Origin of the sequence: Pseudomonas sp. C9-3, from assembly GCF_032392015.1 — a bacterium.
GTDB classification, from domain to species: domain Bacteria; phylum Pseudomonadota; class Gammaproteobacteria; order Pseudomonadales; family Pseudomonadaceae; genus Pseudomonas; species Pseudomonas nitroreducens.
Genome location: NZ_CP135919.1, coordinates 1,962,401 through 1,978,648 on the forward strand (window position 1 = coordinate 1,962,401; position 16,248 = coordinate 1,978,648).

13 protein-coding genes are annotated in these 16,248 nt (G+C 65.8%); 6 read left to right on the top strand and 7 right to left on the bottom strand.

Annotated elements, in window-relative coordinates; genetic code table 11:
- The first annotated feature begins 109 nt into the window (after positions 1 to 109).
- Positions 110 to 430 carry a DUF2025 family protein gene (locus tag RS899_RS08940; protein ID WP_054907194.1) on the top strand — a complete coding sequence of 107 codons (321 nt, stop codon included), beginning with the start codon at positions 110 to 112 and terminating at the stop codon, positions 428 to 430.
- A 191-nt stretch (positions 431 to 621) separates the two neighbouring features.
- On the opposite strand, the gene RS899_RS08945 is transcribed toward RS899_RS08940, so the two are convergent.
- The 4 genes from RS899_RS08945 to RS899_RS08960 form a co-directional block, all read right to left on the bottom strand.
- Positions 622 to 1,848, bottom strand: coding sequence for a cytochrome c (locus RS899_RS08945; protein WP_315809661.1), 1,227 nt, complete (start codon positions 1,846 to 1,848; stop codon positions 622 to 624).
- Positions 1,845 to 3,608, bottom strand: a complete 1,764-nt coding sequence (locus RS899_RS08950) for a GMC family oxidoreductase (RefSeq protein WP_315809662.1) — start codon at positions 3,606 to 3,608, stop codon at positions 1,845 to 1,847. Before RS899_RS08950 ends, RS899_RS08945 begins: the two co-directional genes overlap by 4 nt.
- A gap of 7 nt (positions 3,609 to 3,615) precedes the next feature.
- Positions 3,616 to 4,362, bottom strand: coding sequence for a gluconate 2-dehydrogenase subunit 3 family protein (locus RS899_RS08955; RefSeq protein ID WP_315809663.1), 747 nt, complete (start codon positions 4,360 to 4,362; stop codon positions 3,616 to 3,618).
- A gap of 417 nt (positions 4,363 to 4,779) precedes the next feature.
- A complete protein-coding gene (locus RS899_RS08960; RefSeq protein WP_315809664.1) occupies positions 4,780 to 5,538 on the bottom strand; it encodes an SDR family NAD(P)-dependent oxidoreductase in 759 nt (252 codons plus the stop codon).
- A 140-nt stretch (positions 5,539 to 5,678) separates the two neighbouring features.
- Between RS899_RS08960 and RS899_RS08965 the strand changes: the two genes are divergently transcribed.
- Positions 5,679 to 6,602: a LysR family transcriptional regulator gene (locus RS899_RS08965; protein WP_054907189.1), complete on the top strand. Its 924-nt coding sequence runs from the start codon at positions 5,679 to 5,681 to the stop codon at positions 6,600 to 6,602.
- Here RS899_RS08965 and RS899_RS08970 read toward each other — a convergent pair.
- The gene (locus tag RS899_RS08970) at positions 6,599 to 7,240 is read right to left on the bottom strand and encodes an HD domain-containing protein (RefSeq protein ID WP_054907188.1); all 642 of its coding nucleotides are present in this window, start codon (positions 7,238 to 7,240) and stop codon (positions 6,599 to 6,601) included. The two genes, RS899_RS08965 and RS899_RS08970, sit on opposite strands and share 4 nt — an antisense overlap.
- 496 nt (positions 7,241 to 7,736) lie before the next feature.
- Here RS899_RS08970 and RS899_RS08975 point away from each other — a divergent pair, with 496 nt between their 5' ends.
- Genes RS899_RS08975 through RS899_RS08985 form a run of 3 tightly spaced genes read left to right on the top strand, consistent with a single transcriptional unit; the run spans position 7,737 to position 11,597 of the window.
- Entirely contained in the window at positions 7,737 to 8,903 is a 1,167-nt protein-coding gene (locus RS899_RS08975; protein ID WP_315809665.1) for an aromatic ring-hydroxylating dioxygenase subunit alpha, read from the top strand.
- A gap of 3 nt (positions 8,904 to 8,906) precedes the next feature.
- Positions 8,907 to 10,565: a choline dehydrogenase gene (locus RS899_RS08980; protein WP_315809666.1), complete on the top strand. Its 1,659-nt coding sequence runs from the start codon at positions 8,907 to 8,909 to the stop codon at positions 10,563 to 10,565.
- Between the two features lie 9 nt (positions 10,566 to 10,574).
- A complete protein-coding gene (locus RS899_RS08985; RefSeq protein ID WP_315809667.1) occupies positions 10,575 to 11,597 on the top strand; it encodes a GlxA family transcriptional regulator in 1,023 nt (340 codons plus the stop codon).
- Positions 11,598 to 11,729: 132 nt separating this feature from the next.
- Here the strand turns inward: RS899_RS08985 and RS899_RS08990 are convergent, their stop codons facing one another.
- Positions 11,730 to 12,485 carry a class II aldolase and adducin N-terminal domain-containing protein gene (locus RS899_RS08990; RefSeq protein ID WP_315809668.1) on the bottom strand — a complete coding sequence of 252 codons (756 nt, stop codon included), beginning with the start codon at positions 12,483 to 12,485 and terminating at the stop codon, positions 11,730 to 11,732.
- Between the two features lie 128 nt (positions 12,486 to 12,613).
- Positions 12,614 to 13,753: an NAD(P)/FAD-dependent oxidoreductase gene (locus RS899_RS08995; protein WP_409978076.1), complete on the bottom strand. Its 1,140-nt coding sequence runs from the start codon at positions 13,751 to 13,753 to the stop codon at positions 12,614 to 12,616.
- 267 nt (positions 13,754 to 14,020) lie between these two features.
- Between RS899_RS08995 and RS899_RS09000 the strand changes: the two genes are divergently transcribed.
- A complete protein-coding gene (locus RS899_RS09000) occupies positions 14,021 to 16,219 on the top strand; it encodes an OsmC domain/YcaO domain-containing protein (RefSeq protein WP_315809669.1) in 2,199 nt (732 codons plus the stop codon).
- Positions 16,220 to 16,248 lie beyond the last annotated feature (29 nt).

A 16,248-nucleotide genomic window follows, 5' to 3' on the forward strand; every position in this document is an offset into this window, starting at 1 on the left:
CCCTGAGCAGGCTTGGGGAAGGCTGTCAGAATTCCCCGTTCACCTGCTCCCAGAAGCGGGGACCTCCTGCGTGCGAATCCACAACAGAAGAAATCCAGGGGGCACCATCATGGCCATCACTTCCAGCGATATCTGCAACGCCGCCGAGGGCCTGTCCGGCTTCGTCGGCTTCAACCTCAAGACCGGCAAGTACATCGTGCGCTTCAGCGAGGATTCCTTCGGCATGGACGTGGCCGAGGACAGTATCCGTCCGGCGTGCGAGTTCGTCTGGGCACCCAGGAGCGGCGAGGTGATGACCTTGAGCAGAGAGTGCCTGCAGATCCTCGCCGAGCAGAATATCCACGACAGGCTGAACCTCAGCGAGGCGTTGCTCACCTATCTGCGCCGCACTGATCTGCCGGAGATCGCCGCCGAGCGTCGGCTGAAGTGATCACCACGCCTGGGCGCCGGGCGTTCGCAGGGGCGGGGAGCGCCGGGTTGCGCGAAGCCGGGGAGGGGTTCGCGGGCTCGCTCCTGCAGGGTACGAAATAGCCGGATACGCAGGAGCGGGCTCCATCCGCGATAGGTCCGCATCGCGCGGAGACCATCGCGGAAGGAGTCCGCTCCCACGTTCATTGCACCTTACTCAGCCAGTTCCTTGCGCAGGTCCGCCACCTGGCTGGCGGTCACCGGTGTCGCCGCGTTGCCCCAGGTGTTGCGCACGTAGGTCAGCACCTTGGCGACCTTGTCGTCGTCGAGGTTCCAGGCGAACGAGGGCATGGCCGGCGCCGTCGGGGCGGCGTCGGTGCTTCCGGCGCGGCTGCCGGCCAGCACCACGCGGATCAGCGAGGTGGGGTCGTCGTTGTTGACCAGGGGGGCAGCGGCCAGGGTCGGGAACAGGTTCTTCACGCCCTGGCCGTTGCTCACATGGCAGGCGGAGCAGCGGTCCGCGTAGATCGCCTTGCCCGCCACCATGGCGGCGTCGTCCGCCGCCATGGGTGGGGGAGCGGCCTTGCCGGGGGCGCCATCCTTGAGATACACGGCGACCGCCATCAGGTCCTCGTCGCTCCAGTGCTGGGTGGAGTTCTCCACCGCTTCGGCCATCGGGCCGGAGGCGATGTCGAAGCGGTTGGCACCGGTTTTCAGGTACTGCACCAGGTCCTGCGTGCTCCACTGGCCGATGCCGCTGTGCGGGTTGGCGGTGATGTCCGGGGCGACCCAGCCCTGCAGGTTGGCACCGGTGAGGAAACGGTCGTTGTCATCACCGCCGATCAGGTTCTTCGGCGTGTGGCAGGTGCCGCAATGGCCCAGGCCCTCCACCAGGTAGGCACCACGGTTCCACTGCGCCGACTTGTCTGGCTTGGGAACGAACTCGCCCTGAGTGAAGTTCAGCCAGTTCCAGCCGATCAGGCTGGTGCGCACGCTGAAGGGGAAGGGCAGCTGGTTGGTTTCCACCGGGTTGTGCACCGGCTGCAAGGTCTGCAGGTAGGCCCAGAGCGCCCGGTTGTCCTCGCGGTGTACCTTGGTGTAAGCGGTGAACGGCATGGCGCCGTACAGGCGTTTGCCGCCGCGGCTGTGACCGGTGGACATCACCGCCTGGAAGTCCTCGAAGCTCCAGCGTCCCAGGCCGGTGTCCGGGTCAGGGGTGATGTTGGCGCCGACCAGTTTGCCGAACGGTGTCTCGATGGCCACGCCGCCGGCGAACGGCGCGCCGCCGGGCAGGGTGTGGCAGGCGGTGCAGTCGCCGACGACGGCGAGATAGCGACCTTTTTCCACCAGGTTGTAGGAGTCCGCGCCCGTTCCTGCACTGGCTTGCTGCAGGTTCAGGCCCAGCAGGGCGAGGGTGCCGATGCGAAGGAGAGTCTTCATGCGCTGATCATCTCCCCGGGGCGTTTCAGGTATAGCCGGCGGATTGCATCGGCGGCCTTGAAGGCCAGTGCGCCGACAGTGCCGGTAGGGTTGTAGCCGGGGTTCTGCGGGAAGGCCGAGGAGCCCACCACGAACAGGTTGGGTACGCCCCAGACCTGCAGGTGCTTGTTCACCGAACTGTTCTTCGGATCGGCGCCCATGATGAAGCCGCCGACGATGTGCGACGACTGGTAAGAGGTATTCGACCAGGGGCCTTTGCGCGGAGCCGGGACAATCTGCTGCGGGTTCATGCTGCGGGCGATCTCTGCCACCTTGTCGGTGCAGTACTGCGCCATCCGCAGGTCGTTTTCCGGGAAGTCGAAGGTAATGCGCAGCAGCGGGCGACCGTGGGGGTCGTTGTAGTTGGGGTCCAGCGACAGGTAGTTGCTGCGCGTTGTGTAGCTGCTGGCCTCACAGCCGATGGACATGTTGCTCAGGTAGCTTTCTACCGTGGCTTTCTTCCATTGGGAGCCCCAGGCAGGCGTGCCGGGCGGAACCGGCCGCGAGTCGATCGGGGCGGCGCCGATCGGGGTCACGCGGGTGCTGCCGCCGCCGACGAAACCCAGCCCGGAGTGGTCGAAGTTGTCGTTGTTGAACTCGTCGATGCCCATGCCGATAGCGCCGCCACCGATGAAGGGATTGAAGTTCTTGTCCTTGAAGAACAGCTTGACGCTGTTGGCCGTCTGGTAGGCGAAGTTGCGCCCGGTGGTGCCGGTATTCGCGATCGGGTTGTAGGGCTCGCCGACGCTCGAAAGCAGCATCAGCCGCACGTTCTCGAAGATGAACGCGGCGACCACCACGATGTCCGCCGGCTGTTCCCATTCCTCTCCGCTGGAGTCGACGTAGACGATACCGGTGGCACGGGAACCGGTGCTGTCCATGGTCACCTTGAGCACTTCGGAGTTGGTCCTGGCGGTGAAGTTGGGTTTGCGGATCAGCGCCGGCAGGACGTTGACGATGGCGCTGGCCTTGGAATAGTTGGCGCAGCCGTAGTTGGTGCAGAAACCGCAGAAGGTGCAGGGCCCCATGGTCACGCCCAGTTGGTTGGTGTAGCCCTGGGAGGCCAGTGCCGAGGGCACCGGGAAGGGTTTGTAGCCCAGGTTGCGCGCCGCTTCGGCGAACAGCGTCGGGGCGTAGGTCTGCGCGGTGGGCGGGTTGGGGTACTCGCGCGAGCGCGCGCCCTCGAAGGGGTTGCCGCCTTCGACGAGGGTGCCGCCGAGGTTGCCGGCCTTGCCGGAAACGCCGGCGAGCCGCTCGAAGGCGTCGTAGTGCGGCTCCATTTCCTCCCAGGTGGTGCCCCAGTCCTGCAGGGTCAGCTCTTCGGGCACCTCCTTGCCGTAGCGCTCCTTCAGGTGGCTGGCCAGGCGGAATTCCTCGGGCTGGAAGCGGAAGGTGATACCGGCCCAGTGGTTGCCCGCGCCGCCCGTGCCGTTGCCGGGGTGGAACGAGCCCCAGACGCGCATCGGCAGGGCGGTCTCCGACTCCTTGTTGCGCATCGTGCAGGTGTTCTGCCGGGTGCGCAGCATCAGTTCCTGGCGGCGGTTGTAGCGCAGTTCGTCGGCGGCCGAGGCGAGGTTGAAGTCGCTGGCGGTGTCGCGCCAGGGGCCGCGTTCGAAGCCGATCACATCGAGGCCGGCGTCGGCCAGTTCGTGGGCGATGATGGAACCCGCCCAGCCGAGCCCGACAACCACGACGTCGGTGGAAGGTAGTTTCTTGGCCATGGCGTTGTTAACCCTTCTTGGTCCAGGCGGAGCTGCCGACGATGGAGAGCGGCACGAGATTCAGCTTCTGGTTGTGCAGGCTGATGTAGTCGCGGTAGTCGTAGCGCGCGCCGGGGAAGCCGAGCATCTTCCACGACACCATGTCGCGATTGCCGCCATAGATAGGGTCGGCGAAGAAGCCTTCCATGGTGTTGTCCAGCACCTGCTGGAAGAACGCCTTGGCGTCGATGCCGTCGAGGGTGATGGCGCCTTTTTCCAGGTCGGCCAGCACCTGGTCGCGCTGTTCGCCGGGCAGGGCGCTGAACGGCTTCTGGAACTTGCCCTGGCAGTACTTGCCCAGCGCGGCCAGGCCGATGCGATAGCGCTCGCGTGGCACCAGTGGCGACTGGTCGGCCTGCGCGGGCGTGCCCGGCGTGAAGGGCCCGGTCATGTACAGGCGGCCGAAGTCGCCGTAATCGCTCACCAGCTGGCGGTCGATGAACACCGCGCAACCGGCGTCCTTGCCGCTGACGCTCAGGTCATCGGCGGGAATCAGTTGTTCGACTATGGCCTCCACCTCGGTGGCTTCCTCGGTGGTGAAGAACTGCCAGCCGGGGCTGTCGTAGTGCAGCGGGCCGTTGTGGTCGAAGGGCAGCCATTTCGGCGTGCCGATCACGGTGGCGGCCTGGGTGCTGGCGGCGGCGCCCACGGCCAGGGAGGCGGCGGACGTCTTCAACAGCTGACGCCGGGTGAATCCCTTGGGGTGTTCGGTCATTTCGGCTCCTGAGGCAGCACCCGTCCGCTCGTTATCGAGGTGGCAGGAACGGGTAGTGCCAGGTCAGTTCACGGTGATCTGCGCTCGCGGCAGGTGCCGGATGAGCGGAGCGAGGGTGCGAAGTCGCCCCGTCGGGGCGCTGTGCAGATCGGCTGAACGGGTCCTTCGCCCAGGCGGAATCTGCGATTCGTCTTCTCCACGCGCGTTTTTAGACTAGAGGCCGTAACAGAATGTTGCAGAAATTTTCGCGGTAAATGTTTATTGCGGAATTCGAGAAAATACGCGGAATAGAACGGTTATCTGGAGACGATGGGTTGCAGCGGCTTGTAGGAGCGAGCTTGCTCGCGAACCACCCCACTGTGGGGCCTGTTCGCGAGCAAGCTCGCTCCTACGAAGAGCAAATCGGCGCGAGGGGCGTTAGAGGAACATGCCGCCCGAGGCTTCCACGCGCTGGCCGTTGATCCAGCGGCCGCCCTCGGAGAGCAGGCTGGCGATCACTGCGCCAATGTCGTCTGGCAAGCCGACCCGGCCCAGGGCGGTGTTGCTGGCGATCTGTTTGTTCAGCTCGGCGTTGTCGCGCACCCGGCCGCCACCGAAATCGGTCTCGATGGCGCCCGGGGCGAGGATGTTCACGGCAATGCCGCGCGCGCCCAATTCTTTCGCCTGGTACTTGGTCAGCGTCTCCATGGCGCCCTTCATGGTCGCGTAGGCGGCGTAGCCGGGCAGGGAGAAACGCGTCAGGCCGCTGGAGACATTGAGGATGCGGCCGCCGTCGGCAATCAGCGGCAGCAGCTTCTGGGTCAGGAAGAACGGGCCCTTGAGCTGGATGTTCATCAGTTGGTCGAACATCTCCTCGCTGGTCTCGGCGAAGCTGGCGTAGAGGCCGATGCCGGCGTTGTTCACCAGGAAGTCGAAGTTCTGGCGGCCAAACGTCTCGCCCAGGGTGGCGCGGATCTGCTCGGCAAAGGCGGCAAAGCTGGCGCTCTCCGCTACGTCCAGGTGCAGCATCACGGCGCGGCCGCCGTGCTGTTCGATCTCGGCGGCGACGGCCTGGGCTTCGTCGGCCTGGCTGCGGTAGGTGCCGATGATGTCGACGCCCGCGGCGGCGAGGTGCAGGGCGGCGTTGCGGCCAAGGCCACGGCTGGCGCCGGTGATGAGAGCGATCTTGCGGGTCATGGCGAAGCTCCTTGTTTGCGGTAGCTGGCGGGTGGGATTGAGGGATAGCTTATTGTTCGATTGAGTAGTGATAAACCGGCGAGAATCGGAAATACTGGTCGGTATTGGCGAACAATGATCCGCGAACAACAGGCCTGCCCATGATCCGCCCCGACCTCCTGCGTACCTTCGTCCGCGTTACCGAACTGGCCAGCTTCACCCAGGCTGGCGAGCAACTCGGCCTGCCGCGCTCCACCGTCTCCGAGCACGTGCAGGCGCTGGAGGAGCTGCTGTGCACGCGCCTGCTGCAACGCACCACCCGGCGCGTCACCGCAACCCAGGACGGGCTGGTGCTCTACGAGCGCAGCAAGGACATGCTGGCCCAGCTGGACGAGTTGCAGGGCCTGTTCCGCCAGGACGACGAGGCCCTTGGCGGCCGCCTGCGGGTGGACATGCCGACGGTGATGGCGCGCAAGCTGGTAATGCCGCGCCTGGGCGAGTTCCTCGCGCGGCACCCGGCGCTGGAGCTGGAGGTGAGCTGCACCGACCGCCGAGTCGACCTGGTGCGCGAGGGCTTCGATTGCGTGGTGCGGGTCGGTGCGGTGAACGATCCGTCGGTGGTGGCGCGCACCCTCGGGCAGTTCCCGCAGGTGACCTGCGCCAGCCCGTCCTACCTTGCCGAGCGCGGCGTGCCGCAGTCGCTGGACGACCTGGCGGGGCACCAACTGATCCACTACGTCACGGTGCTGGGCGCGCGGCCGCCGGGCTTCGAGTACCTGCATCAGGGCGAGGTGCGCTACATACCGATGGGCGGAGCGTTGTCGGTGAACAACGCCGAGGCTTACGAGAGCGCGGCCATGGGTGGGCTGGGGATCATCCAGGTGCCGGTCCATGGCGTGCTGGATGACCTGGAGGCGGGGCGTCTGGTGCAGGTGCTGGGGCACATCCCGCTGCCACCCATGGAAATCTCCCTGCTCTACGCGCATCGCCGTCTGCCGCAGCGGGTTCGCGCCTTCATGCAGTGGCTGACGCAGCTGCTGGGCGAGCCCGGTGTGCTGGGTTCGCCCGTGATCGCCAGGCCCTAGCTGGCCCAGTCGGAATTCAGGATCACCTCGCAGAAGTTGCCGCGCACGAAGTCCGCATCCTTCATGGCCAGCACGTCGGCCTTGACGTTGCCGAAGGTGGTTTGCGGCTTGGCTTTGATGCCGTCGTAGAAGGCCTGCAGGATGTCCTGCTTGAACTGCCCGCCGCGCGGGTGGGCGGCGACCACGGCGTCACGCTGGGCGTCGGGGAACTGCTGATAGGCGATGCCCAGCACGTCCATCTCCACGCCGGCGGTGACCAGGGCGATCTCCGGCTTCATGTGCTGCGGGATGCCCGGCGTGGTGTGCAGGGCGATGGCCGTCCACACGGTGTCGATGTCGCTTTCGGCGATGCCATGGCTGCGCAGGAATTCGGCGGCGCAGTCGGCGCCGTCCACTTCGAAACGTTCGCACTGGCTGCAATAGCGCGGCATCAGGCCCATGTCGTGGAACATCGCGCCGGCGTAGAGCAGTTCGGCGTCGAACTTCAGGCTCTTGCGTGCGCCGGTCAGCGCGCCCCAGTAATAGACGCGGGAGGAGTGGTGGAAGAGCAGCGGGGTGGCGTTGTCGCGGACCATCTCGGTGATGGCCTTGGCGAGGCTGCTGTCGGGGACTTTGACGCCGTTCAGGTCGAGGCTCATGGCGGGCTCCGGGGCTGGGTTTCCAAGGTGCGGCGCGGGCTGCGTCGCGGTTGGTTCCATTGGAGATCCACGGCCATGCGCGGACAACGAGAGCGAGGGAGCGAATCCGGACAGCCAGCGTTCGTTTGCTGCCAAGGGGTGTCATGGTCTCGTGTCGGTGCCCCTGTTGCCCTCTCCCTAACCCTGGCTACGCGTCCCGCTCCGAAGGGCGAGGGACTGGATCGGCGCAGAGTCATACCGATACGTCAGCCGGCACGAATAGCTCCCTCTCCCTTCAGGGAGAGGACTGGGGAGAGGGAGCTTCGAACAAGAGTTTCAGGAAGCTCGATGTTTTCTCTTCACGCTCTGCTTCGAAGGCAGGAGCGCTTGATCAATCCTCCAGAAAACTTGTCGTTTTTCATCAAGAGCCGCCGCAGGCGTGCCCCTAGATTTGTCCTCGAACCGAGCCGCCGGACCATGAGCCGGCCACGCCAGAAGAAGCCGAGGAGAGTCGAACATGTCGTCCATCGAGAGCCTGAAACTGCGTACTTCCATCGACGGCTGGGACCGCCAGGACCCGGAGCAGGCCTTCACCCTGCCGTCGCGCTATTTCTTCGACGAAGCACTGTTCAAGGCCGAGCGCGACAACATCTTCCTGCGCTCCTGGCACGTCGCCGGGCACCTGAGCGAGTTCGCGGAGGTTGGGCAGTACGTGGTCTGCGACCTGTTCGACCAGAGCATCGTCATCGCCCGCAGCCGCAGTGGGAACATCCGCGCCTTCCACAACGTCTGCCAACACCGCGGCAACCGCCTGCTGGAGGAGCGTCGCGGCAACACCGGCGGCATCGTGCGCTGCGCCTACCACTCCTGGTGCTACGAGATGGATGGCGCGCTGCGCAGTGCGCCGCGCTGCGAGCGCATCAAGAACTTCGACAAGGAAGAATTCGCCATCCCGCAGGTGCGCCTGGAGGAACTGGGCGGCTTCCTCTACTTCAACCTCGACCCGAACGCGCCGTCACTGGCCGAGCTGTTCCCTGGCGCCGACGAGGAGATGCACCGGGTGTTCCCGAACCTGGCCGACATGCGTCTGATCGAGGAGGCGGATGTCGTGGTCCCGGCCAACTGGAAAGTGATCATGGACAACTCCATCGAGGGCTATCACTTCAAGCTCTCCGGGCCGTGCCACATCGACCTCGCCAAGCTGATCGACTTCAAGGGCTATCGCCTGACCAAACGCGACAACTGGTGGACCTACATCGCCCCGGCCAACCTCGAAGCAGGCGAGGCTTACGGGGTGAAACTGCGCAGCGACCTGAACACCGACGAGTGCTTCTTCAACATCGGCATGTGGCCGAACAACACCTTCTACACCTTCCCGTTCTCCGAGTTCCTCGGCACCTTCATCATGATTCCGCTGGACGCCGAACGCTCGCTGCTGCGCTTTGGCTACTACTCGGCGAACGAGCAGACCGCCGAGGTGAGCAAGGCCTGCATGCGCTGGATGAACGAGGAGCTGGGGCCCGAGGACATCGCCCTGAACATCAGTGTGCAGAAGGGCCTGCATTCCATGGGCTACGACCAGGGCCGCTACATGATCGACGCCGAGCGCAGCAACGAGAGCGAGCACCTGGTGCACCACTTCCACCGCCTGGTGTTCCAGGGCATCCACGGCGCGCAGCTCTGAGGAATGGCCATGGACTACGACTACGTCATCGTCGGCGCGGGCTCGGCCGGTTGTGTGCTGGCCAACCGCCTGGGCGCCGATCCGGCCGTGCGCATCCTGTTGCTGGAGGCGGGGCCGGCGGACAAGAGCTGGACCATCGACATGCCCTCGGCGGTGGGCATCGTGGTCGGTGGCACACGTTACAACTGGAGCTACAGCAGCGAGCCGGAGCCGTACCTGGATGGCCGGCGGATCGCCACGCCGCGCGGGCGGACTCTGGGCGGGTCGTCCTCGATCAATGGCATGGTCTACATCCGCGGCCACGCCCGCGACTATGACGGCTGGGCGGCGCAGGGCTGCGAAGGCTGGGATTACCAGCGCGTGCTGCCGTACTTCATTCGCTCGGAGAACCATGCCAGCGGCGCCGACGATTACCACGGCGCGGCCGGGCACCTGCATGTCACTCCCGGTGATATCGACACGCCGCTCTGCGCGGCATTCGTCGCGGCGGGCGAGGAGGCGGGCTATGGGCGCAGCAGCGATCTCAACGGTCATCGCCAGGAGGGCTTCGGACGGGTTGATCGCACCACGCGGCAGGGCAAGCGCTGGAGCACGTCACGCGGGTATCTGAGCGAGGCATTGGGGCGCGGTAATGTCACCGTTGCCACGGGGGCATTGGCACTGCGGATTCTGTTCGAAGGTGAGCGTGCCGTGGGGGTGGAGTACGAGCAGAACGGCCAGGCACTGACCGCCCATGCAAGCCGCGAAGTATTGTTGACGGCGGGGGCGATCAATTCGCCGCATCTGTTGTTGCTCTCGGGCATCGGCCCGGCGGACGAACTGCGCCAGTTGGGCATCGCGGTGAAGCACGACTTGCCCGGCGTCGGCCGGCGCCTGAACGATCACCCCGACAGTGTGGTGCAGTTCATCTGCAAGGCACCGGTGTCGATCTACCCCTGGACCCGCGCGCCGGGCAAGTGGTGGATTGGCGCGCGCTGGTTCGCCACCCACGACGGGCTGGCGGCGAGCAATCATTTTGAGGCGGGCGCTTTCATCCGCTCCCGCGCGGGTGTCGAACACCCCGATCTGCAGCTGACCTTCATGCCGCTGGCGGTACAGCCGGGCAGCGTGGCGCCGGTGCCGGACCACGCCTTCCAGGTACACATCGACCTGATGCGGCCCACCAGCCTGGGCAGCGTCACCCTGCGCAGCGCCGAGCCCCGGCAGGCACCGCGCATCCTCTTCAACTACCTGCAGACCGAGCAGGACCGCGCCGACATGCGCGCCGGCGCCCGTCTGGTGCGCGAGCTGATGCGCCAGCCGTCGATGCGCGGGCTGGCGGGCGAAGAGCTGACGCCCGGCCCGCTGGCCCACAGCGACGCCGAGCTGGACGCCTGGGCGCGGCGCGTGACCGAGACCGGCTACCATGCCAGCGGTACCTGCAAGATGGGGTTGGCCAATGATCCCGAGGCAGTGGTCGATCCGCAGCTGCGCGTGCACGGCCTGCAAGGGTTGCGTGTGGTGGATGCGTCGATCATGCCGAGCATCGTCAGCGGCAACACCAATGCGCCGACGGTGATGATCGCCGAGAAGGCCAGCGATATGATCCGGGGAATGCCGCCGCTACCGGCGGCCAATGTCCCGGTGTGGCTGCATCCGCAGTGGCAGCACCAACAGCGCTAAGGAGAGTCGATGGCCAGTGTTGCACCGCCTTCCCGGTTCCGCCGCGAGCCTTTGCGCGTGGGCTTGCTGTTGCTGCCGTCTTTCCCTGGCCTGGGGTTGGCGGCGGTGGTCGAGCCGCTGGCGATCGCCAACTGGCTGGGCGGCGAGGCGCTGTTCGAGTGGCAGCTGCTGTCGCTGGACGGCGAGCCGGTCACCGCCAGCAACGGCCTGACCAGCACGGTGCACGGTGCCATCGACCCTGAGCGGGGTTGGGATGCCTGCTTCGTCATTGCCAGCTTCGACGTGCACAAGCATGCACGCAATCGCCCGCTGAAAAGCTGGCTGCGCCGCCAGGCAGCGTTCGGCGCGACGCTGGCGGGCATCGAGACCGGCACCGAGCTGCTGGCCGCGGCGGGAGTGCTGGATGGCTTCCCCGCGGCAGTGCACTGGGACAACCTGCAGGGCTTCCAGGAGAGTTACCCGAAGGTCCAGGCCCGCGCGCAGCTCTACACCCTCGACCGCCAGCGCCTGACCTGCGCGGGTGCCAGCGCCATCCTCGACCTGATGCTCGGCTGGATCGCCCAGCGGGTGGACGCCGACCTGTCGCGGGAGATCGCCATGCACCTGTTGCTGGGCGAAACCCGCGAGCCCGGCGCGCACCAGTTGCAGGGCCGGCAAAGCGACGCCCACGCCCACGGCGGTAAGGTGCGCCGCGCCATCGCGCTGATGGAACAGGCGCTGGAAGAACCGCTGGAATGCGACGCCATCGCCGAGCGTGTCGGCCTGTCGCGCCGCCAGCTGGAGCGGCAGTTCAAGCAGCACACGGGGTTGTCGCCGCTCAAGTACTACATCGTCCTGAGGCTGGGCCGCGCCCACAGCCTGCTGCAGCAGACGCGCCTGAGCGTGGCGCAGGTCGCTGCCAGTTCCGGCTTCGGGTCGCTGGAGCATTTCTCCCGCGCCTACCGCGCCCATTTCGGTTGCCCGCCCAGTGCGGACCGCACCCAGACCTATACCGCACCGGTGATGCGCCAGCCGCTGGGGCGTGACAACTAGCGACTCTCGTAGGGCGTGATAGCCAGCACTGAGCGGTCGCCCTTTTGTAGGAGCGAGCTTGCTCGCGAACCGCCGGATGTACCGAACTGCCGTCGAGTGGTTCGCGAGCAAGCTCGCTCCTACAGATGCGTGTCAACCCGCGAAGTTGGGTTCGCTCTCCATCAGCATCTCCCGCAGCGCCGCGAAATGCCGCTCGGCGAAGCCCGGATACTCCAGCCACTGGCGCATGGTCTTGCGCGCTACCTCGTCGCTGGCGATGCGCAGCGGGCGGCCGGTGGCCAGGGCGGTGAGGTAGACCTCGCAGGCGCGCTCGAAGTAGTACAGGTCATCGAAGGCCTGGGCCACGCTGGGTGCGGCCACCAGCACGCCGTGGTTGCCCATCAGGAGGATCGGCTTGTCGCCCAGCAGGCGGCTGACGCGCTCGGCCTCATCGCCCAGGCCCATGCCGTCGAAGCCTTCGTCGATGGCCACCCGCTCGAAGAAGCGCATGCTGTTCTGCTCGATCGGCGGCAGCCGTGAGTCGGCCAGGCAGGCGAGGGCGGTGGCGTATTTCGAATGCACATGCAGGATGCAGCGTGCCTGCGGGTTATTGCGGTGCAGTGCGCCATGCAGCGCCCAGGCGGTGATATCCGGCGCGTCCGGGCGATTCAGCGCCTCGGGGTCGTCGGCGTGCAGGCGCAACAGGTCGCTGGCGCGCACCTGCGAGAAGTGTCGGCCGTAGGGGTTGATAAGGAAGTCGCGGCCATCGGCGGACAACGCCAGGCTGAAGTGATTGGCGATGGCCTCGTGCAGGTTCAGGCGCGCGGTCCAGCGGAAGGCGCAGGCGAGGTCGATGCGGCCCTGGCGTTCCAGACTGGTGTCGAGGGTGCGGCTGGCAAGCGTTGGCATGGCGGCTCCGGGAGCGATGCCCGTGCCGGGCTGGCCGGGCCTGGCTTCCGAGTCTAGGGGCGTAACGCCGCTGGACTTGATGCGGAACGACCGGGCGTGCCGCTCGGTCGTCGAATGCGCTGCCAGCCCTAGACGAACTGCGCCGCCGCGTAGCCCGAGGCCCAGGCCCACTGGAAGTTGAAGCCGCCCAGGTGGCCGGTGACGTCCAGCACTTCGCCGACGAAGTACAGGCCGGGTGATTTCAGCGACTCCAGGGTCTTGGACGACACCTCGCGGGTATCCACGCCGCCCAGGGTGACTTCCGCCGTGCGGTAGCCCTCGGTGCCGGCCGGCACCAGTTGCCAATTGCCCAGGGACTCGGCGATGGCTTTGAGTTCTGCCGGCGTGTACTGCTTCATGGGCTTGGAGACGAACCACTGTTCGGCCAGCAGGCCGGCCATCTTCTTGGTGAACAACTCGCCCAACAGTGTCTTCAGCTCGCTGTTGGGGCGCTCGCGCTGCTGCTCGGCGAGCCAGACGGGCAGGTCGATACGCGGCAGCAGGTCGATGCTGATGGTGTCGCCGGGCTGCCAGTAGGAGGAAATCTGCAGGATCGCCGGGCCGCTGAGACCGCGGTGGGTGAACAGGATGTTCTCGACGAAGCTCTGGCCGTTGCAGCTGACGCGGCAGTCCTCCACCGAGGTGCCGGACAACTCCGTGCACAGCGCCTTGAGCTGCGGGTCGGTGAGGGTGAAGGGCACCAGGCCGGCGCGGGTCGGCAGCACGTTGTGGCCGAACTGGCGGGCGATCTGATAGCCGAAGCCGGTGGCGCCGAGGGTCGGGATGGACAGGCCGCCGGTGGCGATCACCAGGGATTCGCAGCGAGCGAGGCCGAGGCTGGTCTGCAGCTGGTAGCCGCCTTCGTCGAGGCGGGCGATCTCGGTGACCGAGGTGTCCAGGCGCAGGTCGACGCCGGCCTGGTCGCATTCGTCCAGCAGCAGGCCGAGGATGTCGCTGGACTTGTTATCGCAGAACAGCTGGCCGAGCTTCTTCTCGTGGTAGGGCACGCCGTGCTTGGCCACCAGGGCGATGAAGTCCCACTGGGTGAAACGTGCCAGTGCGGACTTGCAGAAGTGCGGATTCTGGGAGAGGAAGTTGACCGGCTCGCAGTACATGTTAGTGAAGTTGCAGCGCCCGCCACCGGACATCAGTATCTTCTTGCCGGCCTTGTTGGCGTGGTCGATCAGCAGGACCTGGCGACCGCGCGCGGCGGCGCTCATGGCGCACATCAGTCCCGCGGCGCCGGCGCCGATGATGATGACCTGGGATGTGAGCACGATGGTTTCCTTCTGTACGGGGTAGCGGGCGCTTGAGGCGGCGCATCTTACCCGAAGCACGGGTGCGCCGGCTGCCGGCAGTCGACCGCGCGTCGACTGCACATCACCGGCCGGGCCAGGTTTCCCGACCGGCGCCGACCACGTCGGGATATCCCCGCGGCGCTTTTGTCCGGATAATGCCGGCCAGTTCGCTTTCTACTTTTTCGTGGTAATGCCCGCATGGAAATCAAGGTCAATTTTCTCGACAACCTCCGACTCGAAGCCAAGTTCGACGACTTCACGGTGATTGCCGACCAGCCCATCCGCTACAAGGGCGACGGTTCGGCCCCCGGTCCGTTCGACTACTTCCTGGCTTCCTCGGCGCTGTGCGCGGCTTACTTCGTCAAGCTCTACTGCCAGACCCGCGACATTCCCACGGACAATATCCGCCTTTCGCAGAACAACATCGTCGACCCGGAAAACCGCTACAAGCAGATATTCAAGATCCAGGTGGAACTGCCGGCGGACATCTCCGAGAAGGACCGTCAGGGCATCCTGCGCTCCATCGACCGCTGCACGGTGAAGAAGGTGGTGCAGACCGGCCCGGACTTCGTCATCGAGGAAGTGGAAAACCTCGACGCCGACGCCCAGGCGCTGCTGATGCCGAGCACCGACGCCGGCGCCAGCACTTATATCCAGGGCAAGGACCTGCCGCTGGAACAGACCATCGCCAACATGTCGGAAATCCTCGCCGGCCTGGGCATGAAGATCGAGATCGCCTCCTGGCGCAACATCGTGCCCAACGTCTGGTCGCTGCACATCCGCGATGCGCAGTCGCCGATGTGCTTCACCAACGGCAAGGGCGCCACCAAGGAAAGTGCGCTGGCCTCGGCGCTGGGCGAGTTCATCGAGCGGCTGAACTGCAACTTCTTCTACAACGACCAGTTCTGGGGCGAGGAGATCGCCAACGCGCCGTTCGTGCATTACCCCGATGAGCGCTGGTTCAAGCCCGGCCCCAAGGACGCGCTGCCGGAGGAAATCCTCGACGAGTACTGCCTGGAGGTCTACAACCCGGACGGCGAACTGCGCGGCTCGCACCTGTACGACACCAACTCGGGCAACACCGAGCGCGGCATCTGCTCGCTGCCGTTCGTGCGCCAGTCCGACGGCGAGACGGTGTACTTCCCGTCCAACCTCATCGAGAACCTCTACCTCTCCAACGGCATGAGCGCCGGCAACACCCTGGCCGAGGCGCAGGTGCAGTGCCTGTCGGAGATCTTCGAGCGCGCGGTGAAGCGCGAGATCCTCGAAGGTGAGCTGGCGCTGCCAGACGTGCCGCAGGAGGTGCTGGCCAAGTACCCCGGCATCCTCGCCGGTATCAAGGGCCTGGAGGAGCAGGGCTTCCCGGTGCTGGTCAAGGACGCCTCCCTGGGCGGCGAGTTCCCGGTGATGTGCGTGACCCTGATGAACCCGCGCACCGGTGGCGTGTTCGCCTCCTTCGGCGCGCACCCCAGCCTGGAAGTGGCGCTGGAGCGCAGCCTCACCGAGCTGCTCCAGGGCCGCAGCTTCGAGGGCCTGAACGACCTGCCGCGGCCGACTTTCGAAAGCCAGGCAGTGACCGAGCCGAACAACTTCGTCGAGCACTTCATCGACTCCAGCGGCGTGGTGTCGTGGCGCTTCTTCAGCGCCAAGGCCGATTTCGAGTTCGTCGAGTGGGACTTCTCCGGCCACGGCGACGACTCCAATGTGCAGGAAGCACAGACCCTGTTCGGCATCCTCGAAGAGCAGGGCAAGGAGGTCTACATGGCCGTGTACGAACACCTGGGCGCCACCGCGTGCCGCATCCTGGTGCCGGGCTACTCGGAAATCTACCCGGTGGAAGACCTGATCTGGGACAACACCAACAAGGCCCTGGCGTTCCGCGCCGACATCCTCAACCTGCACAGCCTCAACGTCGTCCGCCTCAAGTCGCTGCTCAAGCGCCTGGAGAGCTGCGAGGTGGACGACTACACCGACATCACCACGCTGATCGGAATCGAGTTCGACGACAACACGGTCTGGGGCCAGCTGACCATCCTTGAGCTCAAGCTGCTGATCAACCTCGCGGTGAAGCGCTTCGAGAACGCCAAGGAACTGGTGGAGATGTTCCTCCAGTACAACGACAACACCGTCGAGCGCGGGCTGTTCTACCAGACGCTCAATGCGGCGCTGGAAGTTCAGCTGGACGAGGAACTGGAGATGGCCGACTTCGAGGCCAACTTCCGCCGCATGTTCGGCAACGAGCGCATGGACGCGGTGCTGGGTTCGCTGGACGGCAGCGTGCGTTTCTACGGCCTGACACCGACCAGCATGAAGCTCGAAGGCCTGGACAAGCACCTGCGCCTGATCGAGAGCTACAAGAAGCTGCACCAGGCTCGGGCCAGGGCAGTGGCGCGCTGATCCGGCAGAACAGGCCGCCGATGCCGCTC

Coding starts and splice junctions, on each gene's coding strand:
- RS899_RS09000 (WP_315809669.1), top strand. CDS start 14,021: ATGGAAATCAAGGTCAATTTTCTCGACAACCTCCGACTCGAAGCCAAG.
- RS899_RS08965 (WP_054907189.1), top strand. CDS start 5,679: ATGATCCGCCCCGACCTCCTGCGTACCTTCGTCCGCGTTACCGAACTG.
- RS899_RS08945 (WP_315809661.1), bottom strand. CDS start 1,848: ATGAAGACTCTCCTTCGCATCGGCACCCTCGCCCTGCTGGGCCTGAAC.
- RS899_RS08975 (WP_315809665.1), top strand. CDS start 7,737: ATGTCGTCCATCGAGAGCCTGAAACTGCGTACTTCCATCGACGGCTGG.
- RS899_RS08970 (WP_054907188.1), bottom strand. CDS start 7,240: ATGAGCCTCGACCTGAACGGCGTCAAAGTCCCCGACAGCAGCCTCGCC.
- RS899_RS08980 (WP_315809666.1), top strand. CDS start 8,907: ATGGCCATGGACTACGACTACGTCATCGTCGGCGCGGGCTCGGCCGGT.
- RS899_RS08940 (WP_054907194.1), top strand. CDS start 110: ATGGCCATCACTTCCAGCGATATCTGCAACGCCGCCGAGGGCCTGTCC.
- RS899_RS08995 (WP_409978076.1), bottom strand. CDS start 13,753: ATGTGCGCCATGAGCGCCGCCGCGCGCGGTCGCCAGGTCCTGCTGATC.
- RS899_RS08960 (WP_315809664.1), bottom strand. CDS start 5,538: ATGACCCGCAAGATCGCTCTCATCACCGGCGCCAGCCGTGGCCTTGGC.
- RS899_RS08955 (WP_315809663.1), bottom strand. CDS start 4,362: ATGACCGAACACCCCAAGGGATTCACCCGGCGTCAGCTGTTGAAGACG.
- RS899_RS08985 (WP_315809667.1), top strand. CDS start 10,575: ATGGCCAGTGTTGCACCGCCTTCCCGGTTCCGCCGCGAGCCTTTGCGC.
- RS899_RS08950 (WP_315809662.1), bottom strand. CDS start 3,608: ATGGCCAAGAAACTACCTTCCACCGACGTCGTGGTTGTCGGGCTCGGC.
- RS899_RS08990 (WP_315809668.1), bottom strand. CDS start 12,485: ATGCCAACGCTTGCCAGCCGCACCCTCGACACCAGTCTGGAACGCCAG.